Annotated in this window: 16 protein-coding genes; 9 read left to right on the top strand and 7 right to left on the bottom strand. The window is 69.2% G+C overall.

Going from position 1 to position 16356, the window contains the following annotated elements; all coding sequences use genetic code 11:
- Positions 1–20: 20 nt before the first annotated feature.
- From ABGB19_RS21525 to ABGB19_RS21495, 7 genes are all read left to right on the top strand, one after another.
- Positions 21–536, top strand: a complete 516-nt coding sequence (locus tag ABGB19_RS21525) for a sigma-70 family RNA polymerase sigma factor (RefSeq protein WP_347688013.1) — start codon at positions 21–23, stop codon at positions 534–536.
- A complete protein-coding gene (locus ABGB19_RS21520; RefSeq protein WP_347688012.1) occupies positions 533–1225 on the top strand; it encodes a zf-HC2 domain-containing protein in 693 nt (230 codons plus the stop codon). The genes ABGB19_RS21525 and ABGB19_RS21520 overlap by 4 nt, the downstream gene beginning before the upstream one ends.
- A 72-nt stretch (positions 1226–1297) precedes the next feature.
- The gene (locus tag ABGB19_RS21515; RefSeq protein ID WP_347688011.1) at positions 1298–2977 is read left to right on the top strand and encodes a thiamine pyrophosphate-binding protein; all 1680 of its coding nucleotides are present in this window, start codon (positions 1298–1300) and stop codon (positions 2975–2977) included.
- Complete coding sequence (locus ABGB19_RS21510) at positions 2955–3632, top strand: SRPBCC family protein (RefSeq protein WP_347688010.1); 678 nt, start codon at positions 2955–2957, stop codon at positions 3630–3632. The genes ABGB19_RS21515 and ABGB19_RS21510 overlap by 23 nt, the downstream gene beginning before the upstream one ends.
- A 13-nt stretch (positions 3633–3645) precedes the next feature.
- Positions 3646–4653, top strand: a complete 1008-nt coding sequence (locus tag ABGB19_RS21505) for a 3-oxoacyl-[acyl-carrier-protein] synthase III C-terminal domain-containing protein (RefSeq protein WP_347688053.1) — start codon at positions 3646–3648, stop codon at positions 4651–4653.
- Entirely contained in the window at positions 4653–5687 is a 1035-nt protein-coding gene (locus tag ABGB19_RS21500) for an aminotransferase class I/II-fold pyridoxal phosphate-dependent enzyme (protein WP_347688009.1), read from the top strand. The genes ABGB19_RS21505 and ABGB19_RS21500 overlap by 1 nt, the downstream gene beginning before the upstream one ends.
- Before the next feature lie 67 nt (positions 5688–5754).
- Entirely contained in the window at positions 5755–6285 is a 531-nt protein-coding gene (locus ABGB19_RS21495; RefSeq protein WP_347688008.1) for a MarR family transcriptional regulator, read from the top strand.
- Positions 6286–6324: 39 nt separating this feature from the next.
- Here ABGB19_RS21495 and ABGB19_RS21490 read toward each other — a convergent pair whose 3' ends face one another.
- Both ABGB19_RS21490 and ABGB19_RS21485 read right to left on the bottom strand, forming a co-directional pair.
- Complete coding sequence (locus tag ABGB19_RS21490) at positions 6325–7572, bottom strand: GAF domain-containing sensor histidine kinase (RefSeq protein WP_347688007.1); 1248 nt, start codon at positions 7570–7572, stop codon at positions 6325–6327.
- Positions 7569–8231, bottom strand: coding sequence for a response regulator transcription factor (locus tag ABGB19_RS21485; protein ID WP_059101388.1), 663 nt, complete (start codon positions 8229–8231; stop codon positions 7569–7571). Before ABGB19_RS21485 ends, ABGB19_RS21490 begins: the two co-directional genes overlap by 4 nt.
- Before the next feature lie 106 nt (positions 8232–8337).
- Here ABGB19_RS21485 and ABGB19_RS21480 point away from each other — a divergent pair, with 106 nt between their 5' ends.
- Both ABGB19_RS21480 and ABGB19_RS21475 read left to right on the top strand, forming a co-directional pair.
- Positions 8338–9141 (top strand): HAD-IA family hydrolase, encoded by an 804-nt coding sequence (locus tag ABGB19_RS21480; protein WP_347688006.1) that lies wholly within the window; start codon positions 8338–8340, stop codon positions 9139–9141.
- Between the two features lie 15 nt (positions 9142–9156).
- Positions 9157–9852, top strand: coding sequence for a nitroreductase family protein (locus tag ABGB19_RS21475; RefSeq protein ID WP_347688005.1), 696 nt, complete (start codon positions 9157–9159; stop codon positions 9850–9852).
- Between the two features lie 2 nt (positions 9853–9854).
- Here ABGB19_RS21475 and mmsB read toward each other — a convergent pair whose 3' ends face one another.
- The 5 genes from mmsB to ABGB19_RS21450 form a co-directional block, all read right to left on the bottom strand.
- On the bottom strand, positions 9855–10730 hold the full coding sequence (gene mmsB, locus ABGB19_RS21470) for a 3-hydroxyisobutyrate dehydrogenase (protein WP_347688004.1): 876 nt from the start codon (positions 10728–10730) through the stop codon (positions 9855–9857).
- A gap of 9 nt (positions 10731–10739) precedes the next feature.
- Positions 10740–11930, bottom strand: a complete 1191-nt coding sequence (locus tag ABGB19_RS21465) for an acyl-CoA dehydrogenase family protein (RefSeq protein ID WP_347688003.1) — start codon at positions 11928–11930, stop codon at positions 10740–10742.
- A complete protein-coding gene (locus tag ABGB19_RS21460) occupies positions 11931–13451 on the bottom strand; it encodes a CoA-acylating methylmalonate-semialdehyde dehydrogenase (RefSeq protein WP_347688002.1) in 1521 nt (506 codons plus the stop codon).
- Between the two features lie 134 nt (positions 13452–13585).
- Positions 13586–15235 carry an AMP-binding protein gene (locus tag ABGB19_RS21455; protein ID WP_347688001.1) on the bottom strand — a complete coding sequence of 550 codons (1650 nt, stop codon included), beginning with the start codon at positions 15233–15235 and terminating at the stop codon, positions 13586–13588.
- A gap of 23 nt (positions 15236–15258) precedes the next feature.
- Complete coding sequence (locus tag ABGB19_RS21450) at positions 15259–16356, bottom strand: acyl-CoA dehydrogenase family protein (protein WP_347688000.1); 1098 nt, start codon at positions 16354–16356, stop codon at positions 15259–15261.

The raw sequence follows: 16356 nt of genomic DNA, 5'->3' as shown, positions 1-16356 counted from the left end.
ATTCAAAATGGAGGTTGAATTTGGACGACCCGGAGGCCGCCGTGATGCGGGTGCTCTACGAGGAGCACGCCGCTGCCATCTGGCGCTATGCGGTCCGGCTGACGGGCGATACGGCTCGGGCGGAGGATGTCGTGCAGGAGACGCTACTGCGTGCATGGCGCCATCCCGAGGTGACCGCGGACAGTGAGAGGTCGGCGCGAGCCTGGCTGTTCACCGTCGCGCGCAACCTCGTCATCGACGAGCGACGCAGCGCACGGTTTCGCAGCGAATCCGGCACTGCCGACATGGAGAAGGCCGCCGACCGGCCCGGGCCCGACGAGGTGGAGTCAGCGTTGAACCGGATGCTGCTCGGTGAGGCGATCGGCGCACTGAGCGAAGACCACCGCGCGGTCATTCGCCGCGCGTACTACCAGGGTTGGACCACCGCACAGATCGCCGCGGACCTGAAGATCGCCGAGGGCACGGTCAAGTCGCGGCTGCACTACGGTGTGCGGGCGCTCAAGCTGCGGCTACAGGAGATGGGGGTGACACCATGACCGTCCCCGCCGGCGATCGCTATGCGACCTGGGACGCCGCCTACGTGCTCGGCTCGCTGTCGGGTGAGGACCGTCGTGAGTACGAGGCACACCTGCAGACGTGTGCGCACTGCCGGGCCGCGGTCGACGAGTTGCGCGGCATCCCCGTGCTCCTGGGCACCATCGACGCGGCGGACATCGGCGGCGCCGAGGTGGCTCCGCCACCGCAGCTTCTGGACTCGGTGTTGGACAGGATGCGGGCGCGACGGCGGCGGCAGAAGTGGATCACCTCGGCTGCGGTGGTGGGGCTGGCGGCCGCGCTGATCGCGGTCGGCCTGCTGATCGTGGTCCGGCCGGACACGTTCGGCCAGCAGCCGGGTACCCCCCAGGCGACGAATCAACTGGCGATGGAGAAGGTGTCCGACACTCCGATCAACGCCACCGTGGCGGTGACCGGCTTCGGCTGGGGCACCCGCATCGACATGGCCTGCACGTACGGCGACTGGGGTCGGCGCGACGCGCCGCCACAGAACCTGGGGATGGTGGTCGTCGGGCGCGACGGCAGCCGCAACCAGGTCGCCACGTGGCTGGGGCTGTCCGGCGCCACCGCGCTGCCGAGCGCCAACACCCCGCTGCAGGTCGACGAAATCGCCGCCGTGCAACTGGTTTCGCCTGACTCGGGACGGGTTCTGCTCGAACGTCCGCTGTGAATCACGCCGGCGGGTGAACCCGATCCGGCCGGACGCCGTGTCATGGGTGAGCGTCGGGAAGGCGGGTGAACAATGGCACATCGGGTGGTCGATCACATCGTCTCCTCTCTCGCGGCGCGCGGCGTCGGCCACATCTTCGGAGTCGACGGCGCCAATATCGAAGACCTCTACGACGCAGCGCATTTGCGCAGCGACATCAGCGCGGTGCTGGCCAAGCACGAGTTCTCCGCCGCGACCATGGCCGACGGCTACAGCCGCAGCGGATGCGGCCTCGGCGTGCTGGCCGCGACCTCCGGCGGCGGCTGTCTGAACACCGTGCCCGGACTGGGTGAGGCCCTCGCCAGCCGGGTTCCGGTGCTCGCACTGATCGGGCAGCCGCCGACCGGACTCGACGGCCGAGGCTCCTTCCAGGACACCAGCGGCCGCAACGGGGCGCTCGACGGTCATGCGCTGTTCTCCGCGGTGTCGGTGTACTGCAGGCGGGTGCTGACCCCGACCGACATCTCGACCGCGCTGGCGGATGCGGTCGCCGCGGCACAGACCCGGCGCGGGCCAGCGGTCCTGTTGCTGCCCAAGGACGTTCAGCAGGCCGCCATGCCGAGCAACGGCACCGCGGTACTCGATGTGCCGTCCCGCCAGGTGGGTGATCCGCATGTGGTGACCCGTGCCCTGCGCCGCGCCGCCGGCCCGGTCACCATCATCGCCGGTGAGCAGGTGGCACGCGACGACGCCCGCGCCGAACTCGAAGCGCTGCGGGCGATGATGCGCGCGCGAGTGGCCACCGTGCCCGACGCCAAGGACACCGCGGGCACCCCCGGCCGAGGGTCGTCGTCGGCCATCGGGGTGACCGGCGTGATGGGCCATCCCGGCGTCGCGGCGGCCATCGCGGGCAGCGCGGTGTGCCTGCTCGTCGGAACCCGCATGACGGTGACGGCGCGCGCCGGACTCGACGACGCGCTGGCGTCGGTGCCGGTGTACTCGATCGGCTCGGCCGCGCCGCATCTTCCCTGCACCCACGTCCACACCGACGACCTGCGGGCGTCGCTGGCCCGGCTGACCGCCGCCCTGTCCGGGCGGGCCGCCCGGGTGCGGGTGTTCCACGACATGACCCGCAGCGAGTTGCGCCCACCCGAGCACGACGGCCCGGGCATCCGGTACCGCGATGCGATGGCGGTGCTCGACAGGATGCTGCCCGACGGCGTGGACGTCGTCGTCGACGCCGGCAACATCGGAGCGGCGGCAATCCACCACCTGCCGGTGCGCCGCGACGGCAGGTTCCTCGTCGCGCTCGGGATGGGCGGCATGGGGTACAGCTTCGGCGCCGGGCTCGGCATGGCGTTCGGCCGTCGCAGGAGAACCGTGGTGATCGCCGGTGACGGTTCGTTCTTCATGCACGGCATGGAGATTCACACCGCCATGCAGTACCGGCTGCCCGTGACGTTCCTGCTGTTCGACAACCACGCGCACGCGATGTGCGTGACGCGCGAGCAGCTGTTCTACGGCGGCGGCTACAGCTACAACCGGTTCGGCCCCAGCCGGCTCGGCGCCGGGCTCGGCGCGATGTTCCCCGGCCTGCCGTCGGCCGAGGTCGACCACATCGGCGCACTGCCCGCCGCGGTGACCACCGCGCTCGACGCGGACGGCCCGTCGGTGATCGGCGTCGAGTGCTCGGCGGACGAGATCCCGCCGTTCGCAGCCTTTCTCGAGAAGATGAAGGAGAGCACCGCTCATGTCGCTGCCCGCACTCGATGACATCACCGCCCACCGGCTTCGATCGACCGGTGCCGTCGACCCGCTCGACGGCCTGATCCGCATCGAGACATCGCCGCGGGAGAAGGCAACGCCGATCATCATGGAGATGATGCGGTCGGTCTACCCGCACGACGAGGTCTTCGGCGAGTTCTGCACCGTCAACGCCTACATCGACTGTCCACCGGGCGAGCTGTTCGACTACCTGGCCGACACCCGCTGCCTCGAGGAGTGGACGTACAGCCTGCGCGGCTTCACCCAGACCGAGCAGCCGGGGCTGTGGCGCGCCTACGACCGATTGGGTTCGGAGACAGCGATTTTCACCCGCACGGTGGCCAACAGGCAGGCCATGACGGTGGACTACCACTGCGCCTGGGACCAGGGCAGGCACCTGTGGATGATCTACCTGATGCGGGTCGTCGACGCCGCCGTCGTGTTGGACAAGCCCGGGTCGGTGGTGCTGTGGACGAACTGTCACCACCCGTTCTACGACCGCAACCCGTATCCGGACACCGCGCCGCCGCAGCGACCCGTCTGGGTGGGCGACTTCTGGGACATGTTCGGCGCGGGCCACCTGCTCGAGATGCGCAATCTGAAGGCCATCGCCGAATACCGGCACCGCAACGGCCTTCCCGTGACACCGGATTGGATGAGGTGAGGACGCCGTGACGATGGTCAGCCTGGTGGACGTCTCCACCTACCTGCCCGGCGAACCGATCGGCGCCGACTACTACGCGCAGTTCGCCGACTCCGACGACCTGCGCGACAACGTGATGTTCCGCGCCCCGAGGTTGCGCCATCACGTCGCGCCGGAGGAGACGGCCGTCGACATGGTCGAACGTGCGGCCGCGGGCCTGGTCGCCCGACACGGTGACGACGTCCTCGCCGACATCGACGTGCTGATCACCCACACCCAGATGCCCGACATGCCGTTCTACGGCGGTGGCGGCGCGATGGCGCACCGCCTCGGCATGCGGCCGGACTGGGTGCTCGATCTGCACAACGGCGGCTGCGCGGCGTTCGTGCTCGGGCTGAAGGTGGCCCGCCAGCTGCTGTCTTCCGGTGCCGGGCGGACCGCGCTGGTGGCCGTCGCGCAGAACGCCGCGGGACAGGTGTTCGACCAGCCCGGGGTGCGCCGCAAGGCGCAGGCGTCGGTGCCCGGCGACGGCGCGGCGGTCGGCCTGGTGACGGTGTCGGATCGGTCGCCGATCCTGGACGTGGAGTGCCGCACCTACGGCGAGTTCGCCGGTGACATGACCATCGCGGTCGACCCGCCGCGCAAGTGGTGGCAGCCCGGACCGGGGGAGGGCTACATCGGCTTCACCGAAAGCAAGATCACCAAGGTGCTGGCGCGCGGCAACCGCCAGGTACCGGAGGTGTCGTACGCGGTGTGCGACCGCATCGGGCTCAAGCCCAAGGACCTCGACCTGTTCGTCACCAATCAGCCCAACCGGGTGTTCCTGCGCAACTGGCGCGAGGCGCTCGAGCTGCCTGCCGAGCGGCACGTCGACACCTTCGACGAGTGCGGCAACCTGTTCGCCGCGGGCATCCCGGTCAACCTGGACCGCGCGATCCGCGACGGCAGGCTGCGCGCCGGAGAGGTGGTGCTGATGGCGGCGTTCGCCCACGCCGGCGATTTCGCCGGTGCCGCCGCGGTGCGATGGGGCGGTCGGTCCTGATGGCGACCCCGGACCGCGACGGCTGCGAGGCTGTCGGCTCGCTGCCCAGCGCGAGCGACCCGTTCGCGTTGTCGCTCAACGAGAATCCGTTCCCGCCGCTGCCCTCGGTGCGCTCGGCCTTGGCAGCGTCGATCGACGCCGCGAACCGGTATCCGGAGTACTTGCCGCAGCGGCTGCGCTCGCTGATCGCGGCGCACATCGGGGTCCGCGACGAGCTGGTCGTCATCGGTGCGGGCGCGACCGGGGTGGTCATGCAGGTGCTGCACGCGGTGACGGATCCCGGCGACACGATTGTGATGTCGTCGCCCACCTTCGACGGGTATCCGATCTTCGCGCAGATCGCCCGCCTGGTCTCGGTCACGGTCCCGCTGGACCGGCACGGCCATCATGACCTCGACGCGATGGCCGACGCCGCGGCGGGCGCCCGGGTGGTGGTGGTCTGCCGGCCGCACAACCCCACCGGCACCGTCGAAGCCGCCGCGGACGTCGAGCGGTTCCTGCGGCGGGTGCCCACCGATACGGTGGTGGTGCTCGACGAGGCGTATGGCGAGTTCCTGGCTGCCGAGCACCGGCTCGATGCGAATGGGCTGGTGGCGCGTCACCCCAATGTCGTTGTTCTACGGACGTTTTCGAAGGCCTACGGACTGGCCGGGCTGCGCATCGGCTACGGCTTCTGCGCCCCCGGGTTGGCGCACAAACTGTGGACCATGCAGTTGCCGTTCGGTGTCGCGCTCACCGGGCTCGTCGGGGTCGCGGCGTCCTATGACGCCGAAAGAGAGCTGCGACAACGTATTCGGCTGATAACCAACGAACGGCGCTATCTGCGCATGCGGCTGCAGTCGATGGGGGTGTACAGCACCGACAGCCAGGCGAACTTCGTCTACCTGCCCCGTGACGACCGCCCGTGGCGAGAGGTGTTCGACGGCAGCGGGTTGCAGGTCCGCCACTACGCCGACGGCGGCGTGCGGATCACCGTCGGTGATCGGCGGTCGACGCGCGCGGTGCTGGCGGCGGTGGCGTCGAGCCGGGCGTGAGGTCGGGTCGGTGACGAGGGCGCACTGAACTCTCCTGCCCGCGGCCGCCGATGCGGTATGAAGAGGCGTGTCCTCAGAACCGCCGCAACCGCCGCGACCGCCGCGGCCCGTCGATCGCGATCCGATCGCGTTGGCCCGCGCCAACTGGGAGCGGTCCGGCTGGGGCGCGGTCGCCGACGGCATGGTGGCGGTGACGTCGGTGATGCGCGCACACCAGATCCTGCTGGCGCGCGTCGAGACGGCGCTGCGGCCCTACGATCTGAGCTTCTCGCGGTACGAGTTGCTGCGACTGCTGGCGTTCAGCCGCAACGGCGCGTTGCCGATCACCAAGGCGTCCGACCGGCTGCAGGTCCATGTCACCAGCGTCACGCACGCCATCCGGCGGCTGGAGGCCGACGGCCTGGTGGAGCGGATCCCGCATCCGACCGACGGCCGCACCACGCTGGTGCGGATCACCGACCTCGGCCGCTCGACGGTCGAGGACGCCACGGTCACGCTGAACACAGAGGTGTTCGCCGACATCGGCATGTCCGAGGACGAATCGCGCGCACTCGCGGCCTCCATCCAGACGCTGCGCAAGAACTCCGGCGATTACTAGTCCTGGGCGGGCCGCCGATCAACCTTCATCGCGCACGGCTCAGGTGTCCACCGACGGGGCGGACGGCAACGGGATCGTCGCGGTCACCGCGGTGCCCGCCCCCGGCCGCGACCGGATGTGCAGGCGGCCGCCGACGATCTCGGCCCGCTCCGCCATCGACAGCAGGCCGTAGCCACCCATCTCGTCACCGCCGAGGGGATGCTCGAAGGTGTCGAAACCGACTCCGTCATCGACGATTTCGAGGCGGGCGGTGTCGCCGGACTTGCCCGCGTCGACCGCGAACGTCAGCCGGGCGCTCGTGGCGTTGGCGTGTTTGACGACGTTCTGCAGGCACTCCTGTGCGATCCGGTACAGCGCGAGCTCGATGTGGTCGGGCAGGCGCGTTTCGGTGAGGTCGACGTCGATGCCGATCTGCGGTATCGAGCGCGCCAGGCTCGCCAGCCCGCCGGCCAGACCGAGGTCGTCGAGCACGGGCGGGCGCAGCCCGCTGATCGCGGCGCGTGCCTCCTCCAGCGTCAGCTCGACCAGCTCGCGGGCCTTGCCCAGCTGTTCGGCGACGGTGGCCGGGTCGTCGGAGCGGGTGGCGGCGTCGAGCCGGTAGGACAGCGTCACCAAGCGCTGCGAGATGCCGTCGTGGATGTCACCCGCCAGCCGGCGCCGCTCGAGTTCCTGGGCCTCGATCACCTGCTCGACGAAGTTCTCGTGAGCCCGCTCGCGGGCGACCAGCTGGCGGTGCAGCCGTGCCTGGTGCATCGCGCCGGCGATCAGCCTGCCGATCACCACGAGCAGCTCGACGTCGCGCTCGGTGAACTCGCGCCGCTCGACGGTGTGCACGTTGAGCACGCCGACCAGCCCGCCGGGGTCGGTCTCCATCGGCACCGACACCATCGAGGTGAAGTCCCGGCCCCGCAGCGACTGGAACGGCATGTAGCGCGGATCGGACTCCTTGTCCTCGGTGATCACCACGGGTTCGCGGTGGCTGGCCACCCAACCCGAAATGCCCTGTCCCAGCGGCAGTCTGATCTTGCCGATCTCGGCGTCGAACGGCGGGGTGGCACCGGCCAGGGTGAGTGAGCGGTCGGTGTCGTCGAGGACGTGCACGAAGCAGACGTCGCTGGCGGTGGCGGCGGTGATCATCCGCGCCGCGGCGGCGGCCAGCGGCTCGACGCCGGGCCCCTTCGACGCGGCCTGGATCAGCTCGCGCAGCAGCGCGAGCTCGCGGTCGGCGGCCAGCGCGTACTGGCTGAGCTCGCGCACCGCGTCGGGTGGACCGCCACCGGGGGTCACTGGTAGATCCCCTCTCTGAGCGCGGTCGCGACAGCGCCGGTGCGGTCGCTGACCCCCAGCTTGCGGTAGATCGAGCTGAGGTGCGTCTTGACGGTCTCGTCGCCGATCACCAGCTTGGTGGCGATGGCGCGGTTGGACAGCCCGTTGACGACGAACGACAGGATCTCGCTCTCGCGTTGGGTGAGGCCCTGCCGGGCGCCGGGCCAGAACTCGTCGCGCTGCAGCCGCGCCGCGGTGTCGACGGCGCGGGCCGCCATCCCGGGGTCGATAGCGGTCTCGCCGCGGTGGACGAACTCCAGCTGGCGCACCAGCTCGTCGCTGCTGATGCTCTTGAGCAGATAGCCCGACGCCCCGACCCGCAGCGCCTGGAACAGGTACTGCTCGTCGTCGTAGACCGACAGCATCACGACCTTGCGCTCCGGTTTGCGCTCGCGCAGTTCCAGGCACAGGTCGAGTCCGCTCGAGCCCTGCATGCGGACGTCGGACAACACGATGTCGGGGTCGAGCTCGTCGACGACGCTGAGCGCCCGCTCGGCGCCGACGGCCTGCCCGACCACCTGCACCCGGTCCGAGAATGCCGCGAGCATGGCTTTGAGGCCTTCGATGACCATTTCGTGGTCGTCGACCAGCACTAATCGCACCGGGGGGCTGCTCGGCATGGCACCAACCTTAGAGGTGCCGTTTACGGTGGTAGAACAAGTTGGCATCGCCGATCCCCCGATTGGGGGAGGTTGAGAACTTGTGACTTCGGCCACCCTTGTCTGCATGCCGACAACGCATGAGACGACGTGGCGCGCAGGCCGGTTCTGGTGGGACTGCGCATCGCCCACCGGGCCGGGCTGTTCCATGCGCGCCGTGGTCTTCGACCTCGACGCGCTGACCGACATCGAATGCGACGGCCACCGGGTGGCCTACAACGCGGCCTTCGCGGCCCACGGCTTGGACTGCGAGTGGTCGGTGGCGCGCTACCGGCAGCTGCTGGCGCTGACCGACGAGCGCCAGCGGGTCGCCGCGGAGCTGCGCAAGCGCTGCGTGGCCACCGAGTCCGACGTGCTGACCGCGCTGCTGGCCGACGACATCTACACGACCAAGACCATGATGTTCGACGAGCTGATCCTCGAGCGCGACCTCTCGCCGCGGCCGGGACTGGTCGACTTCGTGATGGATGCCGTCGGCGCCGGCGTCCAGGTGGCCGTCGTGGCCAACGGCCGGCGCGCCTGGGTCGAGCCGCTGGTGCGGCAGCTGGTCGGCGAGGGGCTCGTCGAGACCGTCGTCGCAGGCGAGGACGTCGCCAAGCCGATGCCCGACCCCGAAGCGCATCGTCACGCGCTGGACGAACTGGGCCTGTCGGCCGAGGACGCGATCGCGGTCACCGGTTCCGCCTGCGGGCTGCGGGCCGCGAATGCCGCGGGCCTGGCCACGGTGGTGGTCACCGGCGAGGGCACCCCCGACATCCCGACCGCCGTTGCGGTGCGACCGGACTACGCGGGTGAGGCTCCGTTGACCGTCACCGATTGCCAACGGCTGCACGCGAACTGGTGGAAGGTCCGGAAACCTTCAGCTGCCTGACGGTAGCGTCGGGGAATGACCGACATCCCCACCACCGACGAAGCACTCGCCCGCCTCGACATGCCGTTGGTCGAGGCGATGATGACCCAGCGGGCCGTGCGCCGCGTTCTGCCCGACCCGGTAGACGACGCTGTCGTGTTGAAGTGCATCGAGCTGGCCCTACGCGCGCCCACCGGGTCGAACGGGCAGAACTGGGAGTTCATCGTCGTCAGGGACCAGGCGGTGAAGGACCAGCTCGGCAGACGCTATCGCCAAGCCTGGTCGCTCTACGGCGGGATCGGCCGGCGCGTCGCCGCCGGTGACGAGTCAATGCTGAAGATCCTGCGTGCGGTGCAATGGCAGGTCGACCACTTCAGCGAAATCCCCGTCCTCGTCGTGCCGTGTCTGCGCGGCGGTATGCGGTTGCCGTACGTGCCGTCGCCATTCGTCGGTGAGTCGTCGTTCTTCGGGTCGATCTACCCCAGCGTGCAGAACCTGCTGCTCGCCGCGCGGGCGATGGGGCTGGGGGCGTCGCTGATCACCCTGCCGCTGTGGAGTGTCACGTCGGCAAGGCGAACCCTGGGCCTGCCGCTGACGGTGACGCCCGTTTGCGTCGTGCCCCTGGGTTGGCCGCGTGGCCGGTACGGCCCGACGACGCGCAAGCCGGTCGAGCAGGTCGCCCACCTCGACGGGTACGGCAACCGGGCCTGGCTCGACACGCAGGCGCGGTGAGGTCAGCTGTCGCGGAGCATCTCGATCACCGCGCTGAAGTCCTTGTCGGCGTGGTCGGCCGCGAACGCGGCGTAGATCTCGGCGGCATGGGCGCCCAGCGGGGCACTCGAACTCGTCGACTTCACCGCGTCCATCGCCAGCCCGAGGTCCTTGTTCATCAGCGCGGTCGCGAAACCCGGCTTGAAGTCGTTGTTGGCGGGCGACGTCGGCACCGGACCGGGCACCGGGCAGTTGGTGTGCACCGACCAGCAGTTGCCGGTCGCGCCGGTGATCACGTCGAACAGCGACTGCGCCGACAGCCCCAGCTTCTCGGCCAGCACGAAGGCCTCGCCGATGGCGATCTGCTGCACCGCGAGCACCATGTTGTTGCACAACTTGGCGGCCTGACCGGTGCCCGAGGCGCCGCAGTGAATGACCTTGCCCGCCAGCGGTTCCAGCACCGGCCGTGCCCGCTCGACCGCGGCGTCCTCGCCGCCCACCATGAACGCCAGCGTGCCCGCGGTCGCGCCCTTCACCCCGCCCGAGACCGGCGCGTCCAATTGCGCGAACCGGCGCTCGGCCGCCTGCCGGTTGATGGTGCGGGCGTCGTCGACCGAGATCGTGGACGTGTCGATGAACAAGGTCCCCTCGCGCGCGGCGGGCAGGATCTCGGCGTAACACGACTTGACGACGTCGCCGTTGGGCAGTGACGTGATGACCACGTCGACGTCCGCGGCGGCCGCGGCACCGCTGTCGAACACCTGCGCGCCCTTCTGTGCCGCAGCGTCTTTCAAGGCGGGAACCGGATCGAAGCCGTTGACGGTGTGGCCGGCGGCGAGCAGGTTGGCCGCCATCGGGCCGCCCATGTGGCCAAGGCCAAGAAACGCGATCGTCGTCATTGACTCTCCCTATGCGGACGCGCGCACCTTGGCGGCTTCCGACCGCCCGATGACCACGCGCATGATTTCGTTGGTTCCCTCGAGGATCCGGTGCACCCGTAGGTCCCGGACGATCTTCTCCAGGCCGTATTCGTTGAGATAACCGTAGCCACCGTGCAGCTGCAGCGCCTCATCGGCCACGGTGAAACACGAGTCGGTGACGTAGCGCTTGGCCATCGCGCACAGTTCGACCTTGTCGGGATGGTTCTCGTCGAGCGCACGGGCCGCCCGCCACAACAGGTTTCGCGACGTCTCCAGCGCAGTGGCCATGTCGGCGAGGGTGAAGCGGATGGTGGGTTCGTCGAGCAGCGAGCCGCCGAAGGCCTCCCGGTCGCGCACATAGGCGGCGGCCTTCTGGTAGGCGGCCTGCGCACCGCCGAGCGAGCACGCGGCGATGTTGATGCGGCCGCCGTTGAGCCCGTTCATCGCGATCCCGAACCCGGTGCCCTCACCCTCGGCGCCGCCGAGCATCGCGTCGGCCGGTACCCGCACGCCCTCGAAGACCACCTGCGCGGTGGGCTGGGCGTTCCAGCCCATCTTCGCCTCGTTGGGGCCGAAACTCAGTCCGGGCGCATTCTTTTCGACCAGGAACGTGGAGATGCCCTTTGATTTCGGCTGCGGGCCGTCACCACCCGTGCGCGCCATCACGACGTACATGTCCGACGACCCGGCACCCGAGATGAACTGCTTGACACCGTCGAGCACGAAGTCGGCGTCTTTTCCAGAGCCTGCGCGAACGGCCTTGGTGCGCAACGCACTGGCGTCCGAGCCGGCACCGGGCTCGGTCAGGCAGTAACTCGCGATCGTGTCCATCGACGCCAGCCTGGGCACCCACGCCTTGCGCTGCTCGTCGGTTCCGTAGGTGTCGACCATCCAGGCGCACATGTTGTGGATCGACAGGAACGCCGCAACCGTCGGATCCGCCGTCGACAGCTGCTCGAAGATGCGCACGGCGTCGAGCCGCCGCAACTCACTGCCACCGACGTCGTCGCGGCAGTAGATCGCGGCCATCCCGAGCTCGGCGGCCTCGCGCAGCACATCGGTGGGAAAGTGCTTGGTGGAATCCCACTCCAGAGCGTATGGCGCAAGGCGCTTCTCGGCGAACGCGGCCGCCGTCTCGGCGATCACGCGTTCGTCGTCGTCGAGTCCGAAGAGGTCCATCTACTTCATGGTCGGGATGACGAACTCGGCGCCATCCTTGATGCCCGACGGCCAGCGCTGGGTGACGGTCTTGGTCTTGGTGTAGAACAGGATCGAATGCGGCCCGTGCTGGTTGAGGTCGCCGAAGCCGGAGCGCTTCCAACCGCCGAACGTGTGGTAGGCCACCGGAACCGGGATCGGCACGTTGACGCCGACCATGCCGACCTGCACCCGCGAGACGAAGTCGCGGGCGGCGTCGCCGTCGCGGGTGAAGATCGCCACGCCGTTGCCGTACTCGTGCTCGGAGGGCAGCTTCAACGCTTCCTCGTAGTCATGGGCCCGCACGATGCACAGCACGGGGCCGAAGATCTCGTCGGTGTAGATCGACATGTCGGTGGTGACGTGGTCGAACAGGGTGGGGCCGATGAAGAAGCCGTTTTCCAGGTTCGCATCGCCGAATTGCATGTCGTCACTGGCCCGTTCGCGGCCGTCGACGACGATGTCGGCGCCCGCCTCGACGCCCGCGTCGATGTAGCCGCGCACCCGCTTGAGCGCCGCCTCGGTGACCAGCGGGCCGTAGATGGCCTTCGGGTCGAGGCTGTGCCCGACGCGCAGTTCGCTCACCCGCTCGGCGAGCCTGTTGCGGAGGCGGTTGGCCGTCTCCTCACCGACGGGCACGGCGACGCTGATCGCCATGCACCGTTCGCCCGCACTGCCGTAGCCCGCGCCGATCAACGCGTCGACGACCTGGTCCATGTCGGCGTCGGGCATCACGATCATGTGGTTCTTCGCGCCGCCGAAGCATTGCGCGCGCTTACCGTTGGCGGTCGCGGTGGAATAGATGTACTGCGCGATGTCGGAGCTGCCGACGAAACCGACCGCCTGGATCACCGGGTGGGTGAGGATGGCGTCGACCGCCTCCTTGTCACCCTGCACGACCTGGAACACCCCGGGCGGAAGACCGGCCTCGAGGAACAGCTCGGCGAGCCGGACCGGAACAGACGGGTCGCGCTCGGACGGCTTGAGGATGAACGCGTTGCCGCATGCCAGCGCCGGACCGGCCTTCCACAGCGGAATCATCGCCGGGAAGTTGAACGGGGTGATGCCCGCGACGACGCCGAGCGGCTGACGCAGCGAGTAGACGTCGATGCCGGTGCCCGCGCCCTCGGTGTACTCGCCCTTGAGCAGGTGCGGGATGCCGACGGAGAACTCGATGACCTCGATGCCGCGCTGGATGTCGCCCAGCGAGTCGGCGTGGGTCTTGCCGTGCTCGAGACTCAGGAGCTCGGCCAGTTCTTCCGCGTGCTGGTTCACCAGTTCGACGAACTTCATCAGCACGCGGGCGCGGCGCTGAGGGTTCCACGCCGCCCACTCGCGCTGCGCCTCGGCGGCGCCGGCAACCGCGGCGTCGACGTCGGTGGCCGAGGCCATCGCGACCTGCGCCTGCACCTCACCGGTGCTGGGGTTGAAGACGTCGGCCGTGCGCGTCGACTGGCCGGTGGTCCGCTGGCCGTTGATGAAATGCGGAATTTGCGTGGTCATGAGCGTGCCCCTTGCTGCTAGATACTTGGATATCCTAGTAACGCCGGAACGGCGCACGCAAGGGGCCCCGAGATCAGCCTTATGGCACACCACGCGGTTCTGCGTACCGGAACCTTATTTCGGCGAACGGCGGGTCAGAGGCCGAGCAGTCGGACCATCTCGGCGCGCATGTCGACCTTGCGCACCTTGCCGGTCACGGTCATCGGGAACTCATCGACGATGCGGACATGGCGGGGGACCTTGTAGTACGCGAGCTCGCCGGCGCAGAACTCCCGCACCATGTCGGCATCCAGAGGCCGTGCACCCGCCCGCATCTTGATCCACGCGCAGACCTCCTCGCCGTACTTCTCGTCGGGAACCCCGATGACCTGAACGTCCTCGATGTCGGGATGGGTGTGCAGGAATTCCTCGATCTCGCGTGGATACACGTTCTCGCCGCCGCGGATCACCATGTCCTTGATGCGCCCGACGATCTGGCAGTACCCGTCCTCCCGCATCACCGCCAGATCGCCGGTGTGCATCCAGCCGCCGTCGTCGACGGCCTCCCGGGTCTTGTCGTCGTCGCGCCAATAGCCGGTCATCACCGAGTAGCCGCGGGTGCAGAATTCGCCGGGCACACCGCGTTTGACCGTTTGTCCGGTGTCCGGATCGACGATCTGGACCTCGACGTGCGGGTGCGCGCGCCCGACGGTGGCGGTCCGTCGCTCCAGGTCGTCGTCGATGAGTGTCTGGCAGGAAACCGGAGACGTCTCGGTCATGCCGTAGGCGATCGCCACCTCCGACATGTTGAGGTCGTTGATGCAGCGCTTCATCAGCTCCATGGGGCAGGTGGCACCCGCCATGATCCCGGTCCGCAGCGACGAGACGTCGCGTCGAGCCAGATCCGGCTGGGCAAGCATCGCGATGAACATCGTCGGCACGCCGTAGACCGCGGTGCACCGTTCGGTCTCGATGGCGGCCAAGGTCGCCGCGGGATCGAACCCCGCTGCCGGAATCACCATGGTGGCGCCGTGGGTCGTGCAGCCGAGGTTGCCCATCACCATGCCGAAGCAGTGGTAGAAGGGCACGGGGATGCACAGGCGGTCGGCGGGGCCGAAGCCGATGAGCTCGGTGACGAAGAAACCATTGTTGAGGATGTTGCGGTGTGTCAGCACCGCGCCCTTCGGGGAACCCGTTGTGCCGGAGGTGTACTGGATGTTGATCGGGTCGGACGGCGCCAACCCGTCCATTCGGGACCGCAGCGCCTCGGCCGGCACCCGCTCGGCCCGCCGTCGCAGCTCGTCCCAGTCGGAGCCCAAGAACACCACCTCGGTCAGATCGGGCACCTCGCCGCGCACCTCGGCGACCATGCCGCGGTAGTCGCAGGACCTGAAATCCGTCGCCGACACCAGCATTCGGACGCCGGAGTGCCGCAGCAGGTAGGCCAACTCGTGGGTGCGGTACGCCGGGTTGATCGTCACCAGGATCGCGCCGATCTTGGCGGTGGCGTATTGCAGGATCGTCCACTCCGCGGAGTTGGGTGCCCAGATTCCGACTCTGTCCCCGGGTTCGATGCCGCTGCCCATCAAGGCGCGAGAGACGACGCCGACGTCGTCGTTGAGTCCGGAGTACGTCCAGCGACGACCAGAGGTGACGTCGACCAGGGCCTCGACGTCGGGGTGGGCCGACACTGTCCGCTCGAGGTTGGCCCCGATCGTCTCCTCCAACAGGGGGATGTCGATCGGGCCCGCCGCATAGGAATTCGCCGTGCCGTGTTGCTCGCGTACGGCTGGTGGGGTGGTCATCGATGGCTCCTCGGGATGCAGTGTTACAGGCCCACGCGGTCGGCGAGCAGCGCCCGGTGACGGGTACTGCTGCCGAAGAGCGCTTCGGTGGTCTTGGCCCGGCGGAAGTAGAGGTGGATGTCGTGCTCCCAGGTGTAGGCGATGCCGCCGTGCACCTGGACGGCCGAGCCGGCGCACAGGGCGAAGGTATCTGCGGCCTGCGCCTTGACCAGCGGCGCGGTGACCGCCAGTTCATCGGGGTCGTCGGCGCTCATCGCGGCGAACATGACCGCCACCCGGGTCGCGTCGATCTCGATCAGCATCTCGGCGCAGGAATGCTTGACCGCCTGGAAGGAGCCGATCGGCCGGTCGAATTGCACTCTGTCGCCGGCATATTCGACCGACATGGCCAGACATGTTTCGGCGCCGCCGAGCATCTCGGCGGCCAACAGCACGCGTGCCGTGTCGAGCACCCGCTCCATCCTGGCGGGAGTGGCTGCGGTCAGCGGCTCCGCCGGGGCCTGGTCCAGCGTCAGCCGGGCGACGGGGCGGGTGACGTCGAACGAGGGCAGGCGCTCGACGGTGACCCCGGGAGCGTCGGCCGCCACCAGGTACACCCCGAGCGCGTCGTCGGTGCGTGCCGGCACGACGAACAGGTCCGCGACGTCACCGTGCAGCACGGGCGAGCACTCGCCGGCCAGGCTGATCCGCTCACCGCTGCGGTGGGCCCGCACCGTGGCCGACGAGGGGTCGGCGGCATCGGGGCCGGCAGCCGCGAAGGCCCCGATCCGCTCTCCGCCGAGCAGGCCGGGAAGCAGCCTGCGGCGTTGGTTCTCGTCCCCCAACCGGAGCACGGCCTCGATGGCGAAGGTGGTGGCGGCCAGGGGGACCGGGGTGAGCCCCCGGCCGAGCTCCTCGAACGCGATCGCGGCATCGAGCACGGTGCCGCCTGCTCCGCCGTACTCGGGCGGGACGGTCAGGGCGGGCAGCTCCAACTCGCCGCACAGCCGCGCCCAGAGCGGTTCGTCGAATCCACCCGCGGCGGCCACGGCGCGCACGCGGGCTAGAGGCGCGGCGTCACGAAGGAAGCCGCGCAGCGACGTGCGGAAGTCCACCTGCTCGGTGCTGTACCGGAAATCCAC

The sequence above is a fragment of the Mycobacterium sp. B14F4 genome (assembly GCF_039871645.1).
Lineage (GTDB): Bacteria > Actinomycetota > Actinomycetes > Mycobacteriales > Mycobacteriaceae > Mycobacterium.
This window is presented reverse-complemented; position numbering and strand designations above follow the sequence as displayed.

Bases quoted from the DNA above. Each gene is read 5' to 3' on its own strand.
- ABGB19_RS21460 (WP_347688002.1), bottom strand. From the start codon at position 13,451: ATGACCACGCAAATTCCGCATTTCATCAACGGCCAGCGGACCACCGGC.
- mmsB (WP_347688004.1), bottom strand. From the start codon at position 10,730: ATGACGACGATCGCGTTTCTTGGCCTTGGCCACATGGGCGGCCCGATG.
- ABGB19_RS21510 (WP_347688010.1), top strand. From the start codon at position 2,955: ATGTCGCTGCCCGCACTCGATGACATCACCGCCCACCGGCTTCGATCG.
- ABGB19_RS21475 (WP_347688005.1), top strand. From the start codon at position 9,157: ATGACCGACATCCCCACCACCGACGAAGCACTCGCCCGCCTCGACATG.
- ABGB19_RS21480 (WP_347688006.1), top strand. From the start codon at position 8,338: ATGCCGACAACGCATGAGACGACGTGGCGCGCAGGCCGGTTCTGGTGG.
- ABGB19_RS21520 (WP_347688012.1), top strand. From the start codon at position 533: ATGACCGTCCCCGCCGGCGATCGCTATGCGACCTGGGACGCCGCCTAC.
- ABGB19_RS21485 (WP_059101388.1), bottom strand. From the start codon at position 8,231: ATGCCGAGCAGCCCCCCGGTGCGATTAGTGCTGGTCGACGACCACGAA.
- ABGB19_RS21505 (WP_347688053.1), top strand. From the start codon at position 3,646: ATGGTCAGCCTGGTGGACGTCTCCACCTACCTGCCCGGCGAACCGATC.
- ABGB19_RS21455 (WP_347688001.1), bottom strand. From the start codon at position 15,235: ATGACCACCCCACCAGCCGTACGCGAGCAACACGGCACGGCGAATTCC.
- ABGB19_RS21515 (WP_347688011.1), top strand. From the start codon at position 1,298: ATGGCACATCGGGTGGTCGATCACATCGTCTCCTCTCTCGCGGCGCGC.
- ABGB19_RS21465 (WP_347688003.1), bottom strand. From the start codon at position 11,930: ATGGACCTCTTCGGACTCGACGACGACGAACGCGTGATCGCCGAGACG.
- ABGB19_RS21500 (WP_347688009.1), top strand. From the start codon at position 4,653: ATGGCGACCCCGGACCGCGACGGCTGCGAGGCTGTCGGCTCGCTGCCC.